The following is a 24,200-nucleotide window of genomic DNA, read 5'->3' on the forward strand; positions in this document are numbered from 1 at the left end:
CCCCGGCTCCCGGGCCCCGGCCCGCACACCGTGGCCTCAGCGGCGGGTGAAGGACTCGTAGGCGGCGCAGACCTCCGCGGAGGGCCCGTCCATGCGCAGGACGCCCGCCTCCAGCCAGATCGCGCGGTCGCAGGTCTCGCGGACCGTGTTGATGCCGTGGCTGACCAGGAAGACGGTGCCCGCGTGCGCGCGGAGTTCCTCGATGCGGGCCTGGCTGCGGCGCTGGAAGGCGGCGTCGCCGGTGGCCAGGGCCTCGTCGATCATCAGGACGTCGTGGTCCTTGGCGGCGGCGATGGAGAACCGGAGCCGGGCGCCCATGCCGGAGGAGTACGTCCGCATGGGCAGGGAGATGAAGTCGTCCTTCTCGTTGATGCCGGAGAAGTCGACGATGTCCTGGTAGCGCGCGCGGATCTGCTGCCTGGACATGCCCATCGCGAGGCCGCCGAGGACGACGTTGCGCTCGCCGGTCAGGTCGTTCATCAGGGCCGCGTTCACGCCCAGCAGCGACGGCTGGCCGTGCGAGTAGATCCGGCCGCGGGCCACCGGCTGGAGGCCGGCGATGGCGGCCAGCAGGGTGGACTTGCCCGAGCCGTTGGAACCGATGAGGCCGATGGCCTCGCCCTTGTACGCGGTGAAGGTGACGCCCTTGACGGCGTGCACCTCCTTGAGGCCGGGGGAGGGCCTGCGGGAGAAGACCCGGCTGAGCGCCGCCGTGGCCCCGCCCTTGCGGGCGCCGCCGCCGTGGACCTTGTAGATGACGTGGACCCCGTCCGCGATCACGGTGGGTACCCGGGTGTCCGTCTTCGTCGCGGTGTCAGCCACGGCCGTACTCCTCTTCTGCCTTCCAGAACCAGATGAAGCCGCCGACGCCCGCGAGCAGGGCCCAGCCGATGGCCAGGGGCCACACGTGGGGCGGGAGCGAGTGCGCCTCGAAGCTGTCGATCAGCGCGAAGCGCATCAGATCGATGTAGACGGCCGCGGGGTTGAACTTGAGCAGCGTCAGCACCCAGTGCGGCACGTGGTCCGTCTTGAGCATCTGGTCGATGGACCACATGACGCCCGACGAGTACATCCACGTGCGCAGGACGAACGGCATCAGCTGGCTGACGTCCGGGCTCTTGCTGCCGATGCGGGCCATGACCATCGCGCAGCCGGCGGCGAAGACGGCCATCAGCACCAGCGTCGGGACGGCCAGGAACCACGACCAGGCCGGCGTCTGGCCGAAGGCCAGCAGCATGATGACCAGGGCGCCCATGGTCACGAGCAGCTGCTGGAAGAGCTGGACGACGGTGGAGAGGGGCAGGCTCGCGCGCGGGAAGTGCAGGGCGCGGACCAGGCCGCGGTTGCTGTGGACGGCGCGGGTGCCGGCGTTGATGGAGCTGCCGATGAAGTCCCAGACGAAGACGCCGGTGATCAGGAAGGGGACGTAGTCCGGCACGCCGGTGCTGGCCTTCATCACGATGCCGAAGATGAAGTAGTAGACGGCCGCGTTCAGGAGCGGGGTCACCAGGTGCCAGAGCTGGCCGAGCTTGGCCGTGCTGTACGTGGCCTGCATACGGGCGGTCGCGTACGCGGTCACGAAGTGGCGGCGGTCCCAGAGCTCCGCGAGGTAGCGGGGGAGCGTGGGGCGGGCGCCGCTGAGGGTGAGGCCGTGGGCGGCGGCGAGCCGCGCGAGTTCCGCGGAGGGCGGGGGCGCGGTCTTGGAGGGTGCGGTCGCGGTGGTCACAGGGTTCGCTTTCGACGGGGTCGGCACATCGCTGGCCGACGTCGGGACGGGTCCGTATCGTCGCTACGGCGAGGTTAGGGCGCGGCGCATCGGAACGCAACCGTATCGTCGTGACGTGGCACCGCTATGCTCCGTGCATGACCACCGACCCCGCCGCCGCCCCCACCCGCAGAGCCCCCGCCGGCGCCGCCGTCCTGCGCGCCGACGTGACCGAGGCGATCCGCGACGCCGTGGTGGCGGAACTGGCCGCGGTCGGCTTCGCGCGGATGTCCATCGAGGGCATCGCCCGGCGGGCGGGGGTCGGCAAGACCGCGGTCTACCGGCGGTGGAAGTCGAAGCTGCACCTGGTCCTGGACCTGGTGGGTGCCTTCGCGGTGGACGGCCTGCCGGTGCCCGCCACGGGCTCGCTGTACGGGGACGTACGGGCCCTGCTGGAGGTCATGTCACACGTGCTGCGGCACCCAGTGGCCTCCGCGGTGATTCCCGACCTGCTGGTGGAGGCGGCGCGGAACCCGGAGATCGCCGAAGCGGTACGCGGCGCGCTGCTGGACGGGCAGCGCCGCATGGCGGAAGGGATCGTCTCCGGAGCCGTCACCCGGGGCGAGCTGGCGGAGGGGACCGATCCGGGGCGGGCGCTCGACCTCGCGATCGGGCCGCTGTACTGGCGGCAGGTGGTCGTCCGGGACGAGGTCGGCGCCGGCTACCTCGACGAACTGGCCCGCTCGGTGGTGGCGGGGCTGACGGCCGCGCCGCCCGCGTCCTGACGCAGACGGGGGAGAGCCCCAAGGCCCGTCCCGACCCGCATGGCAGACGCCGACGGGCGGACGGGCCGACGGGCCGACGGAACAGCCCTCAGCCGGTGTAGAAGGCCACGCGGAAGCCCAGATCCACGTAGGCGTTCTGGGGCGGGTCGTACGAGCGGAACTGGACCATGCGGGCGCCCTGTTCGCGGGAGAACCAGGACCCCCCGCGGACGATGCGGTCGCCCTGGGTGTCCAGAGCCTCACGGCCGGGCCGGGGGTCGTCATAGGACCATGCCAGTGAGCGCGTCCACTCCCACACGTTGCCGATCATGTCTTGAGCTCCGCCCTCCCCGCCCGCCCAGGGGAACAGCCCCACGGGAACGGAGCGCTGGGTCCAGCCCTCCGCCGTGCGGACATGGGCCATGCCCTCCTGCCACTCGCTTCCCCACGGGTAGGGGTCGGACGTCAGCCGGCCCGGGCAGGAGCACTCCCATTCGGCCTCGGTGGGAATGTCCGCGTAGCTGTTGTCGTCCAGCACGTTCCGCTCGCGCAGCCGTTTCGTCAGCCACCGGCAGTACGCCAGAGCCTCCCACCAGTTGACGCCGACGACCGGCTGGGTGGGCTGGTTGTAGCGGGGATCCCACCAGTACAGCGGCACCCGCCGCAGCAGCAGTTGGTCCACGTACTCCTGGAGGGACTCCTCGTCGACGATGCCCTCGCGCATCTCCTTGCTCAGATGGATCCGCTGGGTGTCCGTCGACCCGGCACGCGGTCCGTCCGGCGCGTCGATGAAGGAAGGGTCGTGCCTGACCCAAAGCCGTGCCGGCCCGTCCGGCCAGCAGTCCAGGTCCTGGTACCCGCCCGAGGCGACGAACTGCGCGTAGTCCCGGTTGGTGACGGGCAGTGTGGAGATCCGGAAGGATCCGATGCTCTCGGTGCGCTGCGGGAACCAGTCGATGTGCCGGTACTTGTCGTCCTGGGAGTTGAGCGGGATCGCGGAGCCGATGGGGTACTCACCCGCCGGTATGACCCAGCTGTCGGCGAGGAACGACCCCGAGCGCTCCTCCCACGTGGACGGATTGAGCTGCGCCTCCACGGTGGCGGCTCGGGCCCGGGTCTCCAGGTCCTGACCGCGGTCCCCGCGGGCGGTGGCAACGGCCTCCGACACCGACCGCCGCAGCCGTCGTACGAGCCCGTACGGCTCGGCGTCCGGCCGGGCCGCCGCGAGGATCACGAGCAGCTCGCCGGCGAGCAGCCACAGCGGCAGCCCCCCGTCGCCCGCCTCCTCCGCGGCGCCCGCCAGCTCGGCCGCCGTGCCGGTGACGAGGCGGTGCCCCTCGGGCGTGGTCTGGGCGCTGGCCCAGTAGCGCAGCGGGGCGTGCCAGATCGGATGACGGCACAGCCCGACGATGGTCTCCGAGTCCCGGCGGGCCAGCGCGCAGCCGGCGAAGTAGTCCCGGAACAGGTTCTCCCGGAAGGAGAGCTGGGTGGCCGTGTCGACGGCGAGTATGCCGTGGCCCTTCCGGATGAACTGCACGTAGTCGACCACGGCCGGATACGTGGTGAGGAACTCGAGATCCTCGCCCAGCGCCCGCAGGATCGGCTCCTGCATGGCTGCCGCGGAGATGGAGTTGGTATCGGCGTGCACGGATCGCAATGAGGTGATGGAGAAGCCGACCTCCTCGATGATCCGCTGGATCTCCGTGTCGTAGCCGGGCCGCAGGAGGCACGGCTCGGCGGCGGCCGCAGCACGTCTGCGGGGTCGCTTGTGCAGGAACTCCTCCGAGGCCAGCCGGCAGAAGTGCCCGACGGACGTAGGGACCTCGTGGTTGCGTTCCGTGGAGACGACCAGGAGGTGCAGCAGGTACGGGACGCGCGCGGCCGAGGCGAGGGCGCTGTCGCCCCGGATCGCGGCGATGAGCCGCTCCGAGAGCTTTCCTTCGTGCGTGGTCATCAGGTGGTGAACCATTCGGTGATGTAGTTCTCGAGGTCGCGCTGTTTGGGCGGCCGGAGGAAGTAGGCGTTGACCTCTCGCGACCTCGCGCATTCGGCGGAGAACCAGCTCGAATCCGAGATGGTCACCAGGATGCGCAGATTCCGGAAGTGCACGTGGAGCTGCGCCAGCGTCTGCAGGACGGTGCGCGGCGACCAGTTGCCGGAACTCGGGTGGCCCCGCGGCGGAACGTCCTCCACGCCGTCCACGAAGAGGAAGGCCCGGTCGAGCGAGCCGCGCAGCAGCGTGCGTGCGTTGCCGCCGTAGACGCCGATGCCCGAACGGGTGACGGCGGCGTTCGTAATGGCCTCGGCGGTCGCCGCGAAGTCTTCCCGGGCAGGCACGTCGAGCGCGTTGACCAGTAGCGGTACGGGCGCCTGCGCGTCGCCGTCCAGGGCCCGCTCCGCGAGCAGCGAGGCGTAGTGCGTACAGATCGAGGTGCGTCCGGAGCACGGCGGGCCGATGAGCACCACAGAGCGGCCCGCCCCGTGCAGGACGATGCCGTCGAGGGGCAGGCCCGGCGTGTCCTCGTCGCCCGGCGGCGCGCTCCGGGCCAGGGCGTCGATCTCCCGAACCTCCCGGGGGATCCAGACCGCATCCAGCGGGCGGTCGGGGAAGGCGGCGTCCGCGCCCTCCTGGCTGGTCGCCGACAGGGCGCGCAGCGCGCCCAGGTAGTGGACGAGCTCCACGGGAAGCTCCCGCGGGTCCGGGGCGGGTTCGGGCGCAGTGCCCGGTGCGGGCGCCGGCCCCGGATCCGCCCGGCCCGGCTGATCCGGGACGCGTTCGCCGGTCCCGCGGCGCGCCTCCGGGTTGATGCGACGCGCCGCACGTGCGCCCTGCGGGCCGGAGCCTTCTCCAGGGGTCGTCATATCACCTCACCCATCACGGGCCGGCCGGATGCCAGGACGCTGGCTCGGGGACGGCGGTGATGCCCCCCAGCTCCGACCGGCTCCAGAACCGTCCATCACTGTCTGTGAAAAGGAACTTCAGCGGGAGCGCCCGGCTCTGGTCCGGCTGCACGGTCAGCGGGACCTCGTAGTCCGTCCGGCCGGGGACGAGCGGCCCGAGCTCCTCGTGGCACAGGTGCACCGATCCGTCCGGGCTGTCCGCCCGCCACCGGAAGACCGGCAACGAGGTGGAGTTCTCCACCTGCACCGCCCAGTACGGCTGGCCGTCGTCCGACAGCACCGTCATCCACGCGGCCGCGGCGCTGCGCTGCCTCCTGCGCTCCCGGTTCTCGGAGCGCAGGACCGTGCCGACCGCGGCCGTGACCGCACCCACCTGGCCCAACCCGCTGACCCAGTCCCCCCATGTCCCGGCCGTGTCGTGGTCGAACTTCTTGCCGTACGGCTGCAGGCCCCACAGCGGAAGGGAGAGGAGCAGGGCCACCGCGGCCAGGAGCCCCCAACGCATCGCCCCGCTACGCCATATCGCCTTCAGATCTGTTGCCGCCACTCGGTACGCACCTCACAGGAATCGCCGTGGGTCCATCACACGCAGGGCATCCGCCTGGCCGTCCGTCGGGACGGCCCCGGACAGGATGGTCCGCACCAGCGCCGCCGTGATCGGTGCGAGGGTGATCCCCACCCCGAAGTGGCCGGTCGCCATCACGACCTTGCCGTCGGCGTCGGCATTCCCCAGCAGGGGGTAGCCGTCGGCCGTCCCCGGCCGGATCCCCGCCCAGGAGCCGATCAGCCGCCAGTCCCGGGAGGCCGGCACCACCATCCGCAACGCGGTCAGGAGCCGTTCGGTCGCATGGTCCTCCGGCTCCTCGTCCCAGCGGCCCTGGTCGTACGTCACACCGACCACCACCCGCCCGTCGTGTCGCGGGACCGCGTACGAGGAGACGGTGGTGTCGTCCACGGCGACCTTGCAGTACACGTGGTGGCGCAGCGGGTACCCCGTGCTGCCGGGCACCACCAGCTCGGCAGCCTGACCCCGTACGGGGAACTGCCCGCCCGGCCGCGTGGGCACGAGCTCGGAACTCCAGGCCCCGGCGGCCACCACACACCGGTCCCCGCGGACGACAGCACCGCTCTCCAGCAGCACCTCGACTCCCTGGGAGACCGGCGTGACCTTCCGCACCCGTGCACTGGCCACGACTTCGATCCGGGGGTCCCGGCGTATCACCTCGCGCAGGGCGGACATCAGCACCCGCGGCTCGAGTGCCCCCTCGCTCGGCAGCCGTACAGCCGACAGCACGGTCGGCGACAGCAGCGGCTCGGCGTCCGCCGTACTGTCCGCGTCGAGCTGCTCGACCCGGAATCCCTGTTCCACCCACTGGGGGACCAGCTGCTCCTGGACGCGCTGCTGTTCCGGGTGGTCCAGCGCCACCTGGAGGAGCCCGGAGTCCAGGAACGGCACCCCGATCCCGGATCCGGCCTCCAGCCCCGCGAGCCATTGCGGATACATCTGGCGGCTCGCTTCGGCGAACTGCCGCAGCGGGCCGCGGCAGAAGTCGTCGCTCTGCGGCGTGATCCCGCCGATGGCAGCCCAACTCGCCGCCAGCCCGGTGTCCGGCCGGGCGTCCAAGAGCACGACTCTGTCGAACAGGTCGCCGACCGCCGCGGCGACCGCGCAGCCTATGACACCCGCTCCGACGACGACGAGTGAGGAACCCATGCTCAGCCGCTCCCGTTGACGATGTAGGAGTCCTGCTCTCCCGTCACCACATTGACGATGGACTGGATGCACTTGACGGCCATGGCGTCACGGGCGTCGTGGGTCAGCGATCCGATATGCCCGGTGATCAGCAGCTTCGAAGCGGGCAGCGCCAGCAGCTCCGGCGTCTCGGGGACGTCCGCGTCGTAGAAGCCGTCGAACGCCGCCGTGTGGATGCGTCCGCTCTGCAGCCCCTGGAGCAGCGCCGCGGGACTGACCACGGAGGGTCGCGCCGTGTTGACGAGGGTGATCCCCCCGGTCGGCAGCAGGGCGACCTCGTCCGGTCCGATCATGCCGCGCGTCTCAGGGGTGTCCGGAACCATGACGACGAGGTTCTCGGCCCAGGACAGCAGGCTCGGCAGGTCCTTGTACGCGATGCCGAGGCGCTCCTCGACCTCGGGCTTGCGGGTCCGGGAGTAGTACGCCGTCTCCGTCGCCAGCCCCAGCGCGCTGATCTCGGCGATGCGGGTGCCGATCGCGCCGAGGCCGATGATGCCGAGCCGGTGCCCGGCGAGGTCGTGCTGCTTCTCCTCGGCACCGGAGCGCCCGGAGCGGTAGTCGTCGGCGTACGAGGGAATCTGCCGGCGCTGGGCGAGGAGCAGGCCGACGGTGAACTCGGCGACGCTGTTGGTCAGCGTCCCGGGGGTGTTGGTCACGGCGATGCCGAGTTCGGCGGCGGCATCGGCGTCGACGAAGGACTGGTATCCCACTCCCAGGAAGCCGACGACCTTCAGCGACTTGGCCCGGGTGAGCGCCGCGCGGGAGGCGAACTCATCCCCGCCCAGCAGGTAGGCGGTGCACGATTCCAGTTCGGTGCCCAGCTCGTCCTCGCTGAGCAGGCCCGGGACGGCGTGCACCCGGAAGCCGGACTCGGACAGGCGGTCGAGGTGCTCCTGCGCCACGCTGCTGCCCGTTACGAGGATCTTTCCCAGATCGGCCACGCGATACCCCAAACGTCGGATTGTGACTGATGGTCATGTGAAGAGATCGGCCAACCTGTCGTAATACCGCATCCGCGCGGTGACAGAGCTGCGGGCGGCCTTCAAGTAGTCCTCGGCCAGTGACGGATCGTGCGCGATCAGCTCGGATGCTATATGCGCGATGAGGGCGGAGTGCTCCGTATCCTCATAGATGTTGGCGTTCAGGAAATCGCCGTGCTCGACTTCCGGCGCAGCGCTTTCGAAAGCGCTTTTGACGGCCCCGTATTCGGGGACCAGCATCTGCTCGTTCCCCACTCCGAGCGCGCCCAGCGCGCCGATCGGGGAGCTCATGGAGGAGGCCAGGTCACGCAGGAAGTCGCAGGTCGGTTCGCTCGGCGTGACGGAGTCGGGTGCTATGCCCATGCTGTCCGCCAGCCTGTGCAGCAGCCACGGGTGCGACGCCCGCGCCACCCCGTCCTTCACCCCTCCGTGCTCCCCCTGCAACACCAGGCTGAAACGGGCCCGTTGGTGAACGTTGACCAGCGCGCTCGACGTCAGGCCGAGAAGCTGCGCGAACACCCCGGTGACGAACAGCTCCTGCGTCACCCAGAACTCCAGGGCGGGCCGCGACCTCCCGGCCAGGGCGAAGAACGGATGCCGCTCGACCCCGCTTTCGGGGACCAGCCGGCTCGCTTCCTCGACCACCGGGTGCAGGGGAACCGCCCCGGTGGGCAGGAAGCGTGCGCCGTACTGCCATTGAACGAAGTTCGATTCCACGAGTTGGCTGGCTAACTCCGCGTTCCACGGTCCGGTCAACGCCATCGTGTTACCTCTTCCGTGTTGGGACGCCCGACGGTCAACACACAAGCAAGGCGCTCTCATAGTGGCCCAGAAGAAGCAGATTTGGGGGCGATTAATCGGAAAAGGAAGGACGGACCGGCTACTGCCAGAGGCTCGGTGGTCTCAGCGGGGCGAGTGCGAGTTCCGGGGTGGAGGTCGGGGACGGAGCCGGCGGGGTGGGGCGGCGGTCCGCCAGGGGGACGATCGCCGGGACCGGAGCCGTCTGACCCAGGAAGACCCGGCGCACCACACGCTCCGCCGCGTGGCCGTCGTCGTACGAGCAGAAGCGCGCGCGGAAGGCCGCCCGCAGCTGCGCCGAGCGCGAACCCTGCCAGTGACCCGTGGTGAAGATGTCCACCAGCTCGTCCTCGGTCCGCGCGATCGCCCCCGGCGGACACGAGCGCAGGTCGAAGTACGTGCCCCGGGCCGCCTCGTACGCCTCCCAGTCGTCCGCGTGGATCACGATCGGCCGGTCCAGCACCGCGTAGTCGAACATCAGGGACGAGTAGTCCGTCACCAGCGCGTCCGAGGCCAGCGCGAGCTCCTCCACCGACGGGTACGAGGAGACGTCGATCAGGCGCGGATGCCTGTCCGGCGACGGCGGGACGTCCGCGTACGTCAGGTGCGTGCGGGCGAGGATCGTGAAGCGCGGGCCCAGGTCCCGCAGCACCCGCTCGAAGTCCAGGTGGTCCGGCCGGCTGCGCCGGTAGTCGCGGTGCGTGGGCGCGTACAGGATGACCGTCGAGCCCGCCGGAACGCCCAGCCGCTCGCGCAGCTCCAGCACCTCGGCCGGGTCCGCCCGGTGGAAGACGTCGTTGCGCGGGTAGCCGTACTCCAGCGTCGTGTAGGAGGACGGGACGGCCTTCTCCCAGACCAGGGTGGAGTGCCGGTTCGAGGAGAGCAGGTAGTCCCACTGGTCGGCGCCGCGCAGCAGGCCCGCGAAGTCCGCCGTCGGGGTGGCCGCCGGGCGGTCCTGGAGGTCGAGGCCGACCCGCTTGAGCGGGGTGCCGTGCTGCGTCTGGACGAGGACCTGGCCCGGGCGCTTGACCAGGGCGCGGTCGAAGTTGACGTTCGTGACCAGGTACCCGGCCCTGGCCAGGGCGGTCCAGTACGCCGCCGAGCCCGGCCGCAGCGCGGTCGTCTCGCGGGGCAGGGTCGAGACGTGCGCCGGGTCGCAGATCCACGCCGTGCGCATCCGCGGCGCCAGCTCCCGCAGCGTGGCCTCGATCGCCGCCGGGTTGCAGGCGTAACCGCCGTGCCAGTACGCGGAGAAGACCGCGAGCTCCGGGCGCAGCGGCAGCAGCCGCTGGATCCGGTAGTGCAGCCGCAGCCAGGACTCCCGCAGGCCGCCCCCCAGGGCCGAGGCCGCGCGGCCCATGGCCAGTCCGGCCGAGCGCAGCGCCGACAGCAGACGGTACGTGCGCCGGGTGCCCAGCCGCATCAGAGTGTGCCGGACCCGGTCGGTCCGCGACAGGGACAGCGGCAGTGCGCTGCTGCCGCCCGGGGCGCGGTAGCGGCGCAGCAGGGCGCAGGCCCGGCCGAAGAACTCGGCCCGGGCGGCCCGCGGGAGCCGGCGCGGGTCGGCGTACAGGGCGCAGAAGTGCTCGGCCATCCGGCGGTGCAGGGCGGGGCGCCAGCGCTCCAGCTCCGGGCGGCCGGCGAGGAAGCCGAAGACCCGGTCGTACTGGTCGAAGATGTCGAGGTGGCGGCGGCTGGTGGTGGTCAGGATCGAGCCGGTGCGCCGCTGCCGGTAGTGGACGCAGACCCGGTCCAGGACGGCGACGGACTCCGCGGCGAGCAGCGCCGGGTAGGTCCAGGGGGTGTCCTCGTAGAAGCCGGGCGGGAAGGCGAGGCCCTCGCGCTCAACGTACTCGCGGCGGTAGGTCTTGTTCCAGACCACCATGAGCATGCCGAGGAGGGCGGGGCGGTCGGCGAGGCGGAAGCTGGCCGGGCCCGCCTCGGACAGCCGGTGCGAGAGGCGGTTGCGCACCGGTTCGCCCGACCAGAAGGTGCGCGCGTAGTCGTAGACCAGGACGTCGGGGGAGCCGGTGTCCTTCAGCCGGTCGGTGATGGCCTGCAGGGCGCCGGGGGCCAGGGTGTCGTCGCCGTCGAGGAAGATCAGGTAGTCGCCGCTCGCCCGGGCCAGGCCCGCGTTGCGGGCCGGCCCCAGGCCCAGGTTGTGCGCCAGGTGTACGGCCGTCACCCGGGGGTCACGGGCCGCGTACTCGTCGATGATCGAACCGCAGGCGTCCGGGGAGGCGTCGTCGACCGCGATCAGCTCCAGATCCGGGTACGACTGCGTCAGGACCGAGTCCAGACTTTCCTGCAGGTAGGCCTGGACCTTGTACGCGGGCACGATGACGCTGAACCGGGGCACGGCACATCCAGGGGTCGGCGCGGGCATATTGCCCAGGAACCCCCGGCCCGGCGATCGGGTTACGCGGTGTGTGGCATTCGGGTTACGCAGCGTCAAGGGAGCACGTCACCGGCCGTGCGCGGCCCGGTTACTTGATGGCTCCGGCCATCACCCCCGAGACGAACTGCCGCTGGAAGGCGAAGAACACGACGAGCGGGATCACCATCGACAGGAACGCACCGGGTGCGAGCACGTCGATGTTGTTCCCGAACTGCCGTACCTGCTGCTGGAGCGCGACCGTGATCGGCGGGCTGGCCGAGTCCGCGAAGACCAGCGCCACCAGCATGTCGTTCCACACCCACAGGAACTGGAAGATGCCGAGCGAGGCGATGGCCGGTCCGCCGAGCGGCAGCACCACCCGGGTGAACAGCCGCAGTTCACCCGCCCCGTCGAGGCGGGCCGCCTCCAGCAGCTCGCGCGGGATCTCCGCGAAGAAGTTGCGCAGCAGGAACACGGCGAAGGGCAGTCCGAAGGCGGTGTGGAAGAGGACCACTCCCACGGTGGTCTCGAACAGCCCGATGGCGCCGAAGAGTTCGGAGACCGGGATCAGCGCCACCTGTACGGGGACGACGAGCAGCCCGACGACGAGGAGGAAGAGCCAGTCCCGGCCGGGGAACTCCAGCCAGGCGAAGGCGTATCCGGCGAACGCGCCCAGGGTCAGGACCAGGAGGGTGGCCGGCACCGCGATCGCGAACGTGTTCAGCAGGGAGCCGGTGATCGTGTCATTGGCCAGCAGCCGCTCGTAGTTGCCGGCCGTCAGCCGCGTGGGCGCGGTCAGGACCTGCCACCAGCCGCCGTCGTTCAGGTCGGTGGGGGCGAGGAAGGAGGACAGCAGCAGCCCGAGCGTGGGCAGCAGCCAGAAGAGCGCCGCCACGACCAGGAAGACGCGCAGCGCCCCGGCCGCCAGGCCGCCCGCGGCGCGCTCGGACCACGGGCGTCGGCGAGCGCCCGCCGCCGGGACCCGCGTCACCTCGGAACGGCTCATCGGGACCTCTCCTTGCGCAGCCGGCGGATGTTCACGAGCATCACCGGGACCACCAGCACCAGCAGGAGTACGGCGATGGCGCTGCCCAGCCCCGGATCGGCGTCCGTGCCGAAGGAGGTCCGGTACAGCTGCAGGGCCAGCACGTTCGCGTCGTCCTGGACCGCGCCCGGTGCGATCACGAAGACCAGGTCGAAGATCTTCATGACGTTGATGACGAGGGTGACGAGCACGACCGCCAGCACGGGTCCCAGCAGCGGGACGGTGATCCGGCGGAACACCTGCCACTCGTTCGCCCCGTCCACGCGCGCCGCCTCCAGCAGCTCCCGCGGTACGGCGGCCAGCCCGGCCCCGATCAGCACCATCGCGAACCCGGCCCACATCCACACGTACGCCCCGATGACCGCCGGGGTGACGAACGACGGGCCGAGCCACTGCACCCCGGAGTACGCCTCCCGGAAGTTGGCCGCGGGCAGCCGCAGCAGTGCCCCGTCGGCCTTCCCGGACAGGGTGAAGGTGCCGTCGGCGCGGGCCGTCGCCGTATCGACCACCCGGCCGTCCTTGACCGCCTCGATCCGCATCCCGGCGAAACCCTGCTCGGTCGGGTCGACCGCGTTCGCCGCACCGCCCCCGCCCCGGGTGAAGTCCTGCCAGACGGTGCCGGTGACCTTGCCCGGTACGGCTTCGGAGGTGCCCGCCGTACGGGTCCCCTCCGGCAGGGCCTCCGGGGCCACTCCGACCAGCGGGAGCAGCACCGGGGTACCCGCGCGGACGGGGTCACGGGTCGTGAAGGCGCCCCCGCCCGCGTCCGCGAGCGGCGAGTCCCGGCCCGGGCGGGCCTTGGGGAAGGCCGAGGACTCCGCGAAGGTGTCGTGGACCCCGACCCAGACCGCGTTGGCGACCCCGCGGTCGGGATCGTGGTCGTAGACGAGCCGGAAGATGATGCCCGCGGCCAGCATCGAGATCGCCATCGGCATGAACACCAGCAGCTTGAACGCCGTTCCCCAGCGCACCCGTTCGGTGAGCACCGCGAAGATCAGGCCGAGGGCGGTGGCGGTGGCCGGGGCGAGCACCACCCACACCGCCGTGTTCTTCAGGGCGGTGCGGATCGTGCCGTCGCTCAGTATCTCCCGGTAGTTGTCGCCGCCGACGAACGTGCCGCCGGAGCGGTCGAAGAAGCTGCGGTAGAGGGAATAGCCGATCGGGTGCACGACGAGCGCGCCGAGCAGCACGAGGGCCGGGAGGAGGAACGCCGCCGCGATCAGACGGCGGCGGCGCACCTCGGCGGAGACGCCCTTTGCGGCGGAGGCCCGCACGGGATCAGTTCCCGTAGGCCTTGGCCGCGTCCGCCTCCAGTTTCGCCTGGGTGCCCGCCACGTCCGACGGGTTCGCCAGGAAGTCCTGGAGCGCCTTCCACTCGCCCGCGCCCGGGGTCCCGCCGAAGGCCGCCGGGGCCTGGTCCGACATGTCGAAGCGGAAGTCGTCACCGGCGGCGATCAGCGCCTTGGCGATGTTCCGCTGGATGTCGTTCGGATAGGCGCCCGGGTCCACCGCCTTGTTCGGGGAGACGAAACCGCCCTCCCGGGCCTGGATCTCCGCCGCGTCCGCCGAGGCCAGGAAGGTCAGCAGCGCCTGTGCCCCCTTCGACGGCTTCAGCGCGACCGCCACGTCACCGCCCGAGACCACCGGCGCCTTCCCGCCGACCGCCGGGAAGGGGAACACGAGGGCGTCCTCGCCCACCTTCGCCTCGGTCTGCGCGATGTTCACCGCCACGAAGTCGCCCTCGAAGACCATCGCGGCCGCCGGCCGGTCGCCGCCGGTGAAGGTCTGCGTCACCGACTTCGGGAACTCCGTGGACAGCGCCCCGGCGGGCCCGCCCGCCAGGAAGTCCTTGCGGCCGAACAGCTCGCCGAGCGTGGTCAGCGCCTGCTTGACGCTGTCGTCCGTCCACTTGATCTGGTGCTTGGCCAGCTGGTCGTACTTCTCCGGGCCCGCCTGCGAGAGGTAGACGTTCTCGAACCAGTCGGTGAGGGTCCAGCCGTCCGCACCCGCCACCGAGACGGCCGGTGTGCCGGAGGCGGACAGCGTGTCGGCCGCGGTGATCAGTTCCTTCCAGGTCTTCGGGGGCTGGACGCCCGCCGCCTCGAAGGCCTTCGCGTTGTACCAGATCAGCGACTTGTTGGCGGCCTTGTAGTAGACGCCGTACTGGGTGCCCTCGACCGCGCCGAGCTTCTTCCAGCCCGCCGAGTAGTTCGCGTCGAGCTGGGCGACGGCCTCCGGGCCCACCGGCTGCGCCCACTTGTTCTGCACCGCCGAGACCAGCGCACCGACCTGCGGGAGCAGCGCCACGTCCGGGGGCGCCCCGCCCGCGATCTTCGAACCGAGGAAGGTGACGATCGGGTCCTGGGCCGGGACGAAGGTGACGGACGCTCCCGTCCGCTTCTCGAACTCCTTCAGGACCTTGGTGAAGTTCTCCTGCTCCGGGCCCGTCCAGACCGCGGCGACCTCCAGCTTCTCGCCGGGCAGTTTCGGTAACTCCACCCGCGGCGCGGCCGTGCTGCCCTCCGGTCCCTGCGGCTCCTTCGTGTCGCCGTCCCCGCACGCGCCGAGCGCGAGGGCGCCCGCCGCGGCGAGCGCCGCCCAGGTGAGTGTCGTACGGCTCGTTCCGTGCCTGCGCATGGCTGTGCCCCCGATGCCCGTGGTGTGTCCCGGACCACAAGGTCTACGCCGAGCCGTCCGACCCCGCAATACCGCGTCGCGGGGCGCGCCCGGGCGTCAGGGCGCGGGCGGGAACAGCACGGGTATCGCCGAGACCAGGTGCGAGGCCCGCTCCAGGGCGCTGGCCAGCAGTGCGAGGTCCGTCGGCCCGTTGCCCAGCTCGCGTACCGGGCGGCGGGCCGGTGGATCACCCATCCGCTCCCACTCCACCGGGACCACAGTGGGCCTCTGGGTCGCCGTCCGGGGGATCCGGCCGGTGACCCGGCCCGCCTGGAAGGGGACCGTCCGGCCGTCGCCGAACCGGAGCAGGCCGCGGCCCGGCCCCGGCTGGTCGGGAGCGTCGAGCTCCACGCGCAGGGTGGTCAGCCGGGCCAGCCCGGTGTCCGCCGTACGGTCCGGGCGGGCGCTGGTGGCCACCAGGTGCACGCCGAGCCGGGCGCCCTCGCGGGCCACCGCCTCCAGCGCCCGGACCACCGAGCCGGCGGCGGGCCGGCCCGTACTGCCCAGGCCCGGCGCGACCAGCGCGTCGAGGTCGTCCACGAGCACCACCAGGCGGGGCAGCGGACTGGGCCCGGCCGGATCCGTCCGGGTCGTCGCGGCGCGCAGCCGGAGCGTGCCGGTGCGCTGGGGGTCGAGGTCGCCGCGCTGCTCGCCCGGGGTGGGGCGGCGGGGCGAGACCATCCGGTCGGAGACCTCGCGCTGCGCGTGCCATTCGGCGAAGGACAGCTCCGCCAGCAGTTCGGAACGGCGCTTGAGCTCCGCACCCAGCGCCTGCGCGAACTCCCGCATGCGCAGCGGATCGGAGGCGACCAGGTGCGCGGCGACGTGCGGGAGTTCGGTGCAGGGCAGCAGCCCGTCGCCGCGCTCGCCGCCGGCTCCGTCGAGGAGGAGCAGGCCGAGCCGGTCGGGCCGGGCGGCCGCGGACAGCGACGCGGCCACCGAGCGCAGCAGCTCGGTCCGCCCGCTCCCGGCGGGCCCCTCGATCAGCAGGTGCGGGCCGTCGTTCACGAGCTCGGTGCCGACGGGCCCGCGCCGCCCGCTGCCCAGCACGATCTCGGCGAGGCCGCCCATGCCCTGCCCCTGGTCGGTGGCCGCGGCCCAACGGGCCATCAGGGAGGCCGGGGTGGCCCGGGCCAGCCCCAGTTCGTCCAGCAGCCGTGCGGTGGCGGGCAGGGTGGCGGCGGCCGGCCGGTAGGGCTCGGCGGAGCCGCCCTCGGCGGTGCGCAGCGGGGCCAGGGCGCGGGCGAACCGCTCGGCCCAGGCGACGGAGACGGCGTCGGCGGTGGCGGTGCCACCGGAGGGGACCGGCCGGCCGCCGCTGATCTCGAAGCTCCGTACGGCCGTGGCCACGTCGCCGCTGAGCAGGGCTACGGCGCTGCAGTCCCGGAAGGCGGGGGAGCTCGCGCACGCGGCGTCGTACGTCTCGGCGACCGGCGAGGCGGGGGTGGCGGCCGGGGCCTCGGCGAGCACGAGCACGTGGATCCCGGCGGCGGTGCCGTGCGAGGCGAGCCGCCCGGTGACGTCGCGCAGCGGGCCGGCCCCGGGATCGCCGTCGACGACCAGGAGCGTGTACGGGCCTTCGTAGACGGCGGCGGCCCGCCGGACCTGCCCGGCATCGGCGGCGGCCCAGTGCACGCCCAGCGGACCCTCGTCGAGGCGCCGGGTCAGCTCACCCGTGCGGGCGACGGCCTGGTCGCGGTCGTAGGCGAGCAGGAGCCGGCAGTCCTGGCCGTGCGCGGGCCGTACGTGGGGCAGCCAGCCGAGCCAGCCCCAGTCGCGGCGCCGGTCGGCGAGGCCGCGCGCCCGGTCGGCGCAGACGAGCACGATCTCCAGCTGCCCGGGTGCGTGCAGTCCCGCCAGCTGTGCGACCACCCAGCGGGCGACCCCGGCCAGCCGGGTCCGCGGGCCGGCGAGCCCGAGGGCGCCGAGGGCGGGCAGGGACACCCGGCTCCCGGCGCCGAGGCCGACGTCGAGCAGAGCGGCCTGCCGGGCCGTACGCCCGGACCGTCCGGGCGTACGGGACCACAGGCGCTCGGTGGGGCCCATCGCGGCCAGCAGCAGGGTGGCGGGGTCGTCGGGATGGGGAGCGGCGGCCACCGGCTCCTGCGGGGCCTCCTCGGCCGGTTCCTCGCCGCGCACCCATTTGCGGGCCCAGGCCCCGATCCCCTTGCGCCGCCCTGGCCCGCCCGTGCCGAGGGCGTCGGGGGTCTCAGGGTCCTCGGAGCGCCCGGGGGCCCCGGTGATCTCGGAGGCGTCCGGCGCCGGGTCGGGGGCGGTGAGGTCCGCCCCGGGGAGCGGGCCGGGAGCGACGGGTGGCGGCGCCGCCACCGAGAGGTGGCCCTGGAGGTCCGGGGTCACGGGCAGGGTGGGCGCGCCCGCGGGGGCCAGCCGCAGGGCGGACTCGCCGACCCGCAGCAGCGCCCCCGGAGGCAGGGCGACGGGCTGCGCGCCCACCGGGGCGCCGTCCAGGGTGGTGCCGTTGGTCGAGTCCAGGTCGGCCACCGCGACCCGGCCGTCGCGGATGACCGTCACCGCGCAGTGCAGCCGGGAGACGTCGGGGTCGTCCAGCGGGACGTCGGCGTCGGAGGAGCGGCCCACCCGGATCTGCCCGCTGTGCAGCAGGTGCACCCCGCCCGCGTCGGGTCCGGCGACGACGTGCAGCTGGGGGGCGCCGAGGCCGTCCTCCGGCAGGACGTCCGGCACCGGGCCGTGCAGCGCCAGCACCGCACCGTCCACGAGCGGCGGCTCGCCGAGCACCCGCCGCTGGAGGTCGAGGCGCTCGGAGCCGGCGTACAGCACGACGGTGCCCCCGGTGTCGGGGCCGCCGACGGTCGCCGTCAGCCCGGAGGCGACCGCGGCCAGCGCGGTACCGAGGGGGGCGGTGACGAGCACGTCACAGCTCGCGGGGGCGGTCGCGGTCTGGTGGCCGCTGCGCGACCCAAGGACGGTCAGCCGGATCTGCATCGCCGTCAGCGGTCCCTTCTGCGCGGTGCGCGGTGTGTGCGCCCGGCAGGGGAACCTCGGGACATGACTGCCCGGTCGCCCCCCACCCGGCACGGACGCGTCGTCCGGTCAGGTCTGCCCGGAAGGCGGGGCTCCCGTCCCGTGCCGTTCCGTACGTGTGCATCCTCGCACCTGTCACGGACAACACGCCCGGCACCCGGCAACAAATGATCTTGATGGATCGCGACCCGTGCCGGACCCCGGCCGGATCCGGTCGGCGGGGCGGGGAAAGACGGGGAAAAACGCCCCCGGCATACCCCGCAAACATCACCCTCCGTACATATGTGCGGCAACCAACCTCCGGCGACCGGCGTCTTCCCGGGGGACACCCCCTAGAGTGGGCCGGAAAACCCATCACCGGATTTGACCGAAGAAGACGACAGCAGGGGAGCGCGAGACGTGCGGCCAGTCGGCAGCAAGTACCTGCTCGAGGAGCCGCTCGGGCGCGGCGCCACGGGCACTGTCTGGCGTGCACGCCAGAGGGAGGCCGCCGGCGCGGAGGCGGCCGTCGCGGGGCAGCCCGGTGAGACCGTGGCCATCAAGGTCCTCAAGGAGGAGCTGGCCCAGGACCCCGACATCGTCATGCGCTTCCTCCGGGAGCGCTCGGTCCTGCTGCGCCTGACGCACCCCAACATCGTCCGCACCCGCGACCTCGTCGTCGAGGGCGATCTGCTGGCCCTGGTCATGGATCTGATCGACGGCCCGGACCTGCACCGCTACCTCCGGGAGAACGGCCCCTTCACGCCGGTCGCCGCGAGCCTGCTGACCGCCCAGATCGCGGACGCCCTCGCCGCCAGCCATGCCGACGGCGTGGTCCACCGCGACCTGAAGCCGGCCAACGTGCTCCTCGACGAGCGCGGCGGGCAGATGAAGCCGATGCTCACCGACTTCGGCATCGCCCGCCTCGCGGACTCCCCGGGCCTGACCCGCACCCACGAGTTCGTCGGCACCCCCGCCTACGTCGCCCCCGAGTCCGCGGAGGGCCGCCCCCAGACCTCCGCCGTCGACATCTACGGCGCCGGCATCCTCCTCTACGAGCTGCTCACCGGGCGCCCGCCCTTCGCCGGCGGCAGCGCGCTCGAGGTGCTCCACCGTCACCTCAGCGAGGACCCGCAGCGGCCCTCCTCCGTGCCCGAGCCGCTGTGGACGGTCATCGAGCGCTGCCTGCGCAAGGAGCCGAACGAGCGCCCCAGCGCCCAGAGCCTGGCCCGCGGGCTGCGCGTGGTGGCCTCCGGCATCGGCGTGCACTCCACGGCCGCCGAGGTGGAGGCCGCGCTCGGCGTCGGCGCGCTGCTCGCGCCCGACCCCTCGCCGGCCCCGGTCCCCGAGACCCCCGGCGCCGCGGACCCCACCCAGATGCTTCCCGGGACGGGCTCGCCGGCCGGCGCGTACGACCCGAACGGCATGACGAGCGTCCTGCCGCCGGTCGGCGCGGCCGACGCCACCTCGGTGCTGCCGAGCACCGGCGGCCCCGGGGCCGACCCGACCTCGGTGATGCCCCCGGTGCAGCGGCCCGACCAGCCGCACCCGTGGCAGTCGCAGATGCAGGCCGCCCGTGACCGCAACGAGCAGACGCAGATCCAGTACCTCGACCCGAACGAGGACCCCCTGCGCCGCCGCCCGCAGCGGCAGGCCCCTCCGCCGCCGCAACAACGGCCCCAGCAGCAGCAGCCGTACCGGCAGGGCCCGCCGCCGCAGCAGTACCAGCAGCCTCAGCAGCCGCAGTACCGCCAGCCGCAGCAGCCGCCCCAGCAGCAGTACGCGCCGCCCCCGCCGCCGCAGCACTACCAGCAGCAGCCGCAGCAGCACCAGCCCCAGCCGTACCAGCAGCAGCCGCAGCAGCCCCAGTACCGCCAGCCCCAGCAGCAGCAGCCCCCGCAGGCCCCGCCGCAGCAGCGGCCGGCCTCCCGGGAGCCGCGCGAGCCGCGCCGCCGCAGCGCCAACCCGGTGCGGATCCCCGGCCTCGGCTGCCTCAAGGGCTGCCTGGTGCTGATCCTGGTGTTCTTCGTGGCCGGCTGGCTGATCTGGGAGCTGACCCCGCTCCAGGAGTGGGTCGGCACCGGCAAGGGCTGGTGGGACCAGGTGTGGACCTGGGGCACGGGCGTCGTCGACTGGGTCAGCACGATCGGGGACTCGGCGGGCTCCTCGGGCTCCGGCAACCCCTGAAACGAGCCCGCGTAGCGCCGACTTCGTGGATTTGTCGACTTCTGGGGCGTGATTTCGCCCGCAGAAGTGAAGGTCGCCGCGAATCCGGCCCCCTGCTGGCCTCCAACGCCCACCCGGCCGCGTAGCTTTGGTGCGTACGCCAGCCGCTGAGGGAGCAGTCGTGGCACGGAAGATCGGCAGCCGGTACACCGCGCACCAGATCCTGGGGCGCGGCAGCGCGGGCACGGTGTGGCTGGGCGAGGGGCCTGACGGCCCCGTCGCCGTCAAACTGCTGCGCGAGGACCTCGCGTCCGACCAGGAACTCGTCGGACGGTTCGTCCAGGAGCGCAGCGCGCTGCTCGGCCTGGACCATCCGCACGTCGTGTCCGTCCGCGACCTCGTCGTGGACGGCAACGACCTCGCCCTCGTCATGGACCTCGTCCGCGGTACGGACCTGCGCACGCGCCTCGACCGCGAGCGGCGGCTCGCCCCCGAGGCGGCCGTCGCGATCGTCGCGGACGTCGCCGACGCGCTGGCCGCGGCGCACGCGGCGGGGGTCGTCCACCGGGACGTCAAGCCGGAGAACGTGCTGCTGGACATGCAGGGCCCGCTCGGCCCCGGCGGCTCGCACCCGGCTCTGCTGACCGACTTCGGCGTGGCCAAGCTGATCGATTCCCCGCGGCGGGCCTCCGCAGGCCGGGCCTCGGCCCCGACGACCCGGATCATCGGCACCCCGGACTACCTGGCCCCGGAGATCGTGGAGGGCCTGCCCCCGCGGGCGGCGGTGGACATATACGCCCTGGCCACCGTCCTGTACGAGCTGCTGGCCGGGTTCACCCCCTTCGGCGGGGGCCACCCGGGCGCGGTGCTGAGGCGGCACGTGACGGAGACGGTGGTCCCGCTGCCGGGGATCCCCGACGAGCTGTGGCAGCTCATCGTGCAGTGCCTGGCCAAGGCCCCGGCCTCACGGCTGAGGGCCTCGGAGCTGTCGGTCCGGCTGCGGGACCTGCTGCCGTTGCTGGCCGGGATGCCGCCGCTGGACGTGGACGAGCCGGACGACGCGGACCCGGACCCCGAGCCGTCGGAGGAACCGGCGGCCGACCCGGTGCGGCGGCGGGGCGTGGTGCCGCTGGTTCCGGGCTCGGCGACGGACTCCAACCGGGACACGCACACCTCGATGCGGGTGCCGGGGCCGGACGAACTGGCGGGCGGGGCCCTGGGCACCGCCCGCGTCCCCCGCCCGGCGGGCGGCCACCGCCCGGGCTCCGCCCGCCACCGCGCGGAGGCCGCCCGCAAACGGCGGCTGGTGCTGTCCGTGTCGGCCGTGGCGCTGGCCGCGGCGGTCGGGCTGGGTAGCTGGCTGGTCTTCTCCGGGGGCGACGAGCCCCCGCCCCAGGACAGCAAGCAGTCGGTGCCGGCCAGGCCCTAGCTGCCTGCTGCGGCGCCGTGGTCGGGGGCTCTGCCCCCGAACCCCCGCGCCTCAAACGCCGGCGAGGCTCCACGACCGGGGCTCCGCACGGAACCCCGCGCCTCACACGCCGGCGAGCTGGATTTCTCAGCCCCTCCGGCGTTTGAGGAGCGGCGGCTCGGGGCGGAGCCCCCGCAACGGCGGGGCAGGTCAGGCCGCGGCCAGTTCCGGGTGCCAGCGCCGCGCCACGGCCGGGTGGGCGCGGACCCAGCCCTTCAGCTCGTTGCGGCCGTACTCGGCGTGCAGCGGGTTCGACTCGTCGTGCGCGACCCCCGGGGCGGACCGCAGGTAGTCCCCCGGCACGGTCTCGATCACCGCGTCCAGCCGCGGGTTGTAGAAGAACGGCACCGAGTACCGCTCCACCGCCCCCGGCGGGCTGATCACCCGGTGGTCCGTCGCCGTCAGGTACCCCTCGGTCGCGATCTCCAGCAGCTCGCCCAGGTTCACCACGAACGCGCCCGGCATCGGCGGTACGTCCAGGTAGCCGCCGTCCCGGACCACCTGGAGGCCGCCCACCGAGTCCTGCAGCAGGAGCGTCAGGAACCCGTAGTCCTTGTGCGCGCCGACCCCCTGGTCGGCTCCGGAGGGGGCCGATCCCGGGTAGCGGATCAGCTTGGTGTGCAGGTGCGGGCGGTCCGCGAAGGCCGCGTCGAAGAAGTCCGCCGGGGCGCCGATCGCGACGAGGAGCTCCTGGAGCAGCCGGTGGGCGACCGCCGCGAGCCGGGACTGCCAGTCCAGGACCACCGTACGGAGCTCCGGGAGCGCGGCGGGCCACTGGTTCGGGCCCTCCAGCCACAGGTACGCCGGGTCGTGCGGCCCCACGGCCGGCGCCGGGCGCTCCGCGCCGACGTCCAGCTGGTCCCGCCAGTCGGAGGACCCGCCGGTCAGCTCGTGGCCGATCCGGGTGTAGCCGCGGAAGTGCGGCGAGTTCAGATTGCTGACGGAGAGCCGGTCGGCCTCCGGGAGTGCGAAGAAGGCCCTGGTCAGTTCGAGGATGCGGGCGCTCTCGGCGGCGGTGACGCCGTGCCCGGTCAGGTGCAGGAAACCGGTGTCCCTGGCGGCTGCGTGCAGCTTCTTCAGGAATTCGGCCCGCTGGGCCGGGTCGTCCGCCTGGGAGAGGTCCAGGACGGGGAGAGTGTGCGCGGACGGCATGACGGCTCCGTTTCGGGATGTCACGGGGTCCTGTTCCCCAGAGGTGGTGGGGGCCGCGGGGCGGGGGAGGGCGCCGGCAGGGGTGGTGCCGGGACCGCGGGAGCCGCGCGTACAGGACCAAGTCGGATCGGGGTGGATCAGGCTTGGGTTCGGTCCGGCGGCAGACAGCTCGTCGTCGTGACACGCATGTGGTCCACATGGCGGCGCTTGACGAGGAGAACGGTCATACCGTGAGCGTACGCCCGTACGACCTCTCATCAGTACGAGGGATCCGGCCTGCCCGGACGGCGTTGTCCGGGGACCGGCTACGCTGGACCCGTGGCAGTCGTCGATGTTTCCGAAGAGCTGAAGTCCCTCTCCTCGACCATGGGGTCGATCGAGGCCGTCCTGGACCTCGACAAGCTGAGGGCAGAAATCGCCGTGCTCGAGGAGCAGGCCGCCGCGCCGTCCCTGTGGGACGACCCGGAGGCCGCCCAGAAGATCACGAGCAAGCTTTCGCACCTCCAGGCGGAGGTCCGCAAGACCGAGACCCTGAGGGGGCGCATCGACGACCTCGCGGTGCTCTTCGACCTCGCCCAGGAGATGGACGACGCGGAAACCCTGGCGGAGGCCGAGACCGAGCTGGTCTCCGTCCGCAAGGCGCTGGACGAGATGGAGGTCCGGACCCTGCTCTCCGGCGAGTACGCCGAGCGCGAGGCCCTGGTCAACATCCGCGCCGAGGCCGGTGGCGTCGACGCCTCCGACTTCGCCGAGCGCCTGCAGCGCATGTACCTGCGCTGGGCGGAGCGGCACGGCTACTCGACCGAGATCTACGAGACCTCGTACGCGGAGGAGGCCGGCATCAAGTCGACCACCTTCGTGGTCAAGGCCCCCTACGCCTACGGCACCCTCTCCGTCGAGCAGGGCACCCACCGCCTCGTGCGGATCTCGCCCTTCGACAACCAGGGCCGCCGCCAGACCTCCTTCGCGGGCGTCGAGGTGCTCCCGGTCGTCGAGACCAGCGACCACGTCGAGATCGACGAGACCGAGCTGCGCGTCGACGTGTACCGCGCCTCCGGCCCCGGCGGCCAGGGCGTCAACACCACCGACTCGGCGGTGCGCATCACGCACCTGCCGACCGGCATCGTGGTCTCCTGCCAGAACGAGCGGTCGCAGATCCAGAACAAGGCCAGCGCCATGAACGTCCTCCAGGCCAAGCTGCTCGAGCGGCGCCGCCAGGAGGAGAAGGACAAGATGGACGCCCTCAAGGACGGCGGCAGCTCCTGGGGCAACCAGATGCGCTCCTACGTCCTGCACCCGTACCAGATGGTCAAGGACCTGCGGACGGAGTTCGAGGTCGGCAACCCGCAGGCGGTGCTCGACGGTGAGATCGACGGCTTCCTGGAGGCCGGAATCCGCTGGCGCAAGCAGCAGGAGCAGACCGCGTAACCCAC

At 72.7% G+C, this 24,200-nt stretch carries 18 protein-coding genes; 4 read left to right on the top strand and 14 right to left on the bottom strand.

Annotation, left to right across the window (positions count from 1 at the left end; genetic code table 11):
- Nucleotides 1-36: 36 nt before the first annotated feature.
- Together ACGFZK_RS27990 and ACGFZK_RS27995 are read right to left on the bottom strand one after the other, a co-directional pair.
- Entirely contained in the window at nucleotides 37-822 is a 786-nt protein-coding gene (locus ACGFZK_RS27990) for an ABC transporter ATP-binding protein (protein WP_393851625.1), read from the bottom strand.
- On the bottom strand, nucleotides 815-1,726 hold the full coding sequence (locus ACGFZK_RS27995; RefSeq protein WP_393851626.1) for an ABC transporter permease: 912 nt from the start codon (nucleotides 1,724-1,726) through the stop codon (nucleotides 815-817). Before ACGFZK_RS27995 ends, ACGFZK_RS27990 begins: the two co-directional genes overlap by 8 nt.
- A 137-nt stretch (nucleotides 1,727-1,863) precedes the next feature.
- Between ACGFZK_RS27995 and ACGFZK_RS28000 the strand changes: the two genes are divergently transcribed.
- Nucleotides 1,864-2,490: a TetR/AcrR family transcriptional regulator gene (locus tag ACGFZK_RS28000; protein WP_393851627.1), complete on the top strand. Its 627-nt coding sequence runs from the start codon at nucleotides 1,864-1,866 to the stop codon at nucleotides 2,488-2,490.
- 88 nt (nucleotides 2,491-2,578) lie between these two features.
- Here the strand turns inward: ACGFZK_RS28000 and ACGFZK_RS28005 are convergent, their stop codons facing one another.
- From ACGFZK_RS28005 to ACGFZK_RS28055, 11 genes are all read right to left on the bottom strand, one after another.
- Nucleotides 2,579-4,423, bottom strand: coding sequence for a formylglycine-generating enzyme family protein (locus ACGFZK_RS28005; protein ID WP_393851628.1), 1,845 nt, complete (start codon nucleotides 4,421-4,423; stop codon nucleotides 2,579-2,581).
- Nucleotides 4,423-5,151 carry a hypothetical protein gene (locus tag ACGFZK_RS28010; protein WP_393851629.1) on the bottom strand — a complete coding sequence of 243 codons (729 nt, stop codon included), beginning with the start codon at nucleotides 5,149-5,151 and terminating at the stop codon, nucleotides 4,423-4,425. Before ACGFZK_RS28010 ends, ACGFZK_RS28005 begins: the two co-directional genes overlap by 1 nt.
- Before the next feature lie 193 nt (nucleotides 5,152-5,344).
- Nucleotides 5,345-5,917: a hypothetical protein gene (locus ACGFZK_RS28015; protein ID WP_393851630.1), complete on the bottom strand. Its 573-nt coding sequence runs from the start codon at nucleotides 5,915-5,917 to the stop codon at nucleotides 5,345-5,347.
- Nucleotides 5,918-5,929: 12 nt separating this feature from the next.
- Nucleotides 5,930-7,084, bottom strand: coding sequence for an NAD(P)/FAD-dependent oxidoreductase (locus ACGFZK_RS28020; protein WP_393851631.1), 1,155 nt, complete (start codon nucleotides 7,082-7,084; stop codon nucleotides 5,930-5,932).
- A gap of 2 nt (nucleotides 7,085-7,086) precedes the next feature.
- Entirely contained in the window at nucleotides 7,087-8,064 is a 978-nt protein-coding gene (locus ACGFZK_RS28025; RefSeq protein ID WP_393851632.1) for a 2-hydroxyacid dehydrogenase, read from the bottom strand.
- A gap of 33 nt (nucleotides 8,065-8,097) precedes the next feature.
- Nucleotides 8,098-8,865, bottom strand: coding sequence for an iron-containing redox enzyme family protein (locus ACGFZK_RS28030; protein ID WP_393851633.1), 768 nt, complete (start codon nucleotides 8,863-8,865; stop codon nucleotides 8,098-8,100).
- Between the two features lie 118 nt (nucleotides 8,866-8,983).
- The gene (locus ACGFZK_RS28035; RefSeq protein WP_393851634.1) at nucleotides 8,984-11,260 is read right to left on the bottom strand and encodes a CDP-glycerol glycerophosphotransferase family protein; all 2,277 of its coding nucleotides are present in this window, start codon (nucleotides 11,258-11,260) and stop codon (nucleotides 8,984-8,986) included.
- 127 nt (nucleotides 11,261-11,387) lie between these two features.
- Nucleotides 11,388-12,284 carry a carbohydrate ABC transporter permease gene (locus ACGFZK_RS28040; protein WP_393851635.1) on the bottom strand — a complete coding sequence of 299 codons (897 nt, stop codon included), beginning with the start codon at nucleotides 12,282-12,284 and terminating at the stop codon, nucleotides 11,388-11,390.
- Nucleotides 12,281-13,597, bottom strand: coding sequence for a carbohydrate ABC transporter permease (locus ACGFZK_RS28045; protein ID WP_393851636.1), 1,317 nt, complete (start codon nucleotides 13,595-13,597; stop codon nucleotides 12,281-12,283). The genes ACGFZK_RS28040 and ACGFZK_RS28045 overlap by 4 nt, the downstream gene beginning before the upstream one ends.
- Nucleotides 13,598-13,601: 4 nt before the next feature.
- Nucleotides 13,602-14,960, bottom strand: a complete 1,359-nt coding sequence (locus ACGFZK_RS28050; protein ID WP_393851637.1) for an ABC transporter substrate-binding protein — start codon at nucleotides 14,958-14,960, stop codon at nucleotides 13,602-13,604.
- Between the two features lie 96 nt (nucleotides 14,961-15,056).
- Nucleotides 15,057-17,963: an FHA domain-containing protein gene (locus ACGFZK_RS28055; protein ID WP_393851638.1), complete on the bottom strand. Its 2,907-nt coding sequence runs from the start codon at nucleotides 17,961-17,963 to the stop codon at nucleotides 15,057-15,059.
- A 438-nt stretch (nucleotides 17,964-18,401) separates the two neighbouring features.
- On the opposite strand from ACGFZK_RS28055, the gene ACGFZK_RS28060 reads away from it, so the two are divergent.
- Nucleotides 18,402-20,168 carry a protein kinase gene (locus tag ACGFZK_RS28060; protein WP_393851639.1) on the top strand — a complete coding sequence of 589 codons (1,767 nt, stop codon included), beginning with the start codon at nucleotides 18,402-18,404 and terminating at the stop codon, nucleotides 20,166-20,168.
- A 160-nt stretch (nucleotides 20,169-20,328) separates the two neighbouring features.
- Nucleotides 20,329-21,576 (top strand): serine/threonine-protein kinase, encoded by a 1,248-nt coding sequence (locus ACGFZK_RS28065; protein ID WP_393851640.1) that lies wholly within the window; start codon nucleotides 20,329-20,331, stop codon nucleotides 21,574-21,576.
- Nucleotides 21,577-21,765: 189 nt separating this feature from the next.
- Here the strand turns inward: ACGFZK_RS28065 and ACGFZK_RS28070 are convergent, their stop codons facing one another.
- Nucleotides 21,766-22,767, bottom strand: a complete 1,002-nt coding sequence (locus ACGFZK_RS28070; protein WP_393851641.1) for an isopenicillin N synthase family dioxygenase — start codon at nucleotides 22,765-22,767, stop codon at nucleotides 21,766-21,768.
- Nucleotides 22,768-23,085: 318 nt separating this feature from the next.
- Between ACGFZK_RS28070 and prfB the strand changes: the two genes are divergently transcribed.
- A complete protein-coding gene (gene prfB, locus ACGFZK_RS28075; RefSeq protein ID WP_393851642.1) occupies nucleotides 23,086-24,195 on the top strand; it encodes a peptide chain release factor 2 in 1,110 nt (369 codons plus the stop codon).
- The last annotated feature ends 5 nt before the right edge of the window (nucleotides 24,196-24,200 follow it).

Source organism: Streptomyces sp. NPDC048257 (assembly GCF_043201855.1).
Classification (GTDB): domain Bacteria; phylum Actinomycetota; class Actinomycetes; order Streptomycetales; family Streptomycetaceae; genus Streptomyces.

Bases quoted from the DNA above. Each gene is read 5' to 3' on its own strand.
- ACGFZK_RS28000 (WP_393851627.1), top strand. From the start codon at position 1,864: ATGACCACCGACCCCGCCGCCGCCCCCACCCGCAGAGCCCCCGCCGGC.
- ACGFZK_RS28005 (WP_393851628.1), bottom strand. From the start codon at position 4,423: ATGACCACGCACGAAGGAAAGCTCTCGGAGCGGCTCATCGCCGCGATC.
- ACGFZK_RS28020 (WP_393851631.1), bottom strand. From the start codon at position 7,084: ATGGGTTCCTCACTCGTCGTCGTCGGAGCGGGTGTCATAGGCTGCGCG.
- ACGFZK_RS28030 (WP_393851633.1), bottom strand. From the start codon at position 8,865: ATGGCGTTGACCGGACCGTGGAACGCGGAGTTAGCCAGCCAACTCGTG.
- ACGFZK_RS28040 (WP_393851635.1), bottom strand. From the start codon at position 12,284: ATGAGCCGTTCCGAGGTGACGCGGGTCCCGGCGGCGGGCGCTCGCCGA.
- ACGFZK_RS28050 (WP_393851637.1), bottom strand. From the start codon at position 14,960: ATGCGCAGGCACGGAACGAGCCGTACGACACTCACCTGGGCGGCGCTC.
- ACGFZK_RS28055 (WP_393851638.1), bottom strand. From the start codon at position 17,963: ATGCAGATCCGGCTGACCGTCCTTGGGTCGCGCAGCGGCCACCAGACC.
- ACGFZK_RS28070 (WP_393851641.1), bottom strand. From the start codon at position 22,767: ATGCCGTCCGCGCACACTCTCCCCGTCCTGGACCTCTCCCAGGCGGAC.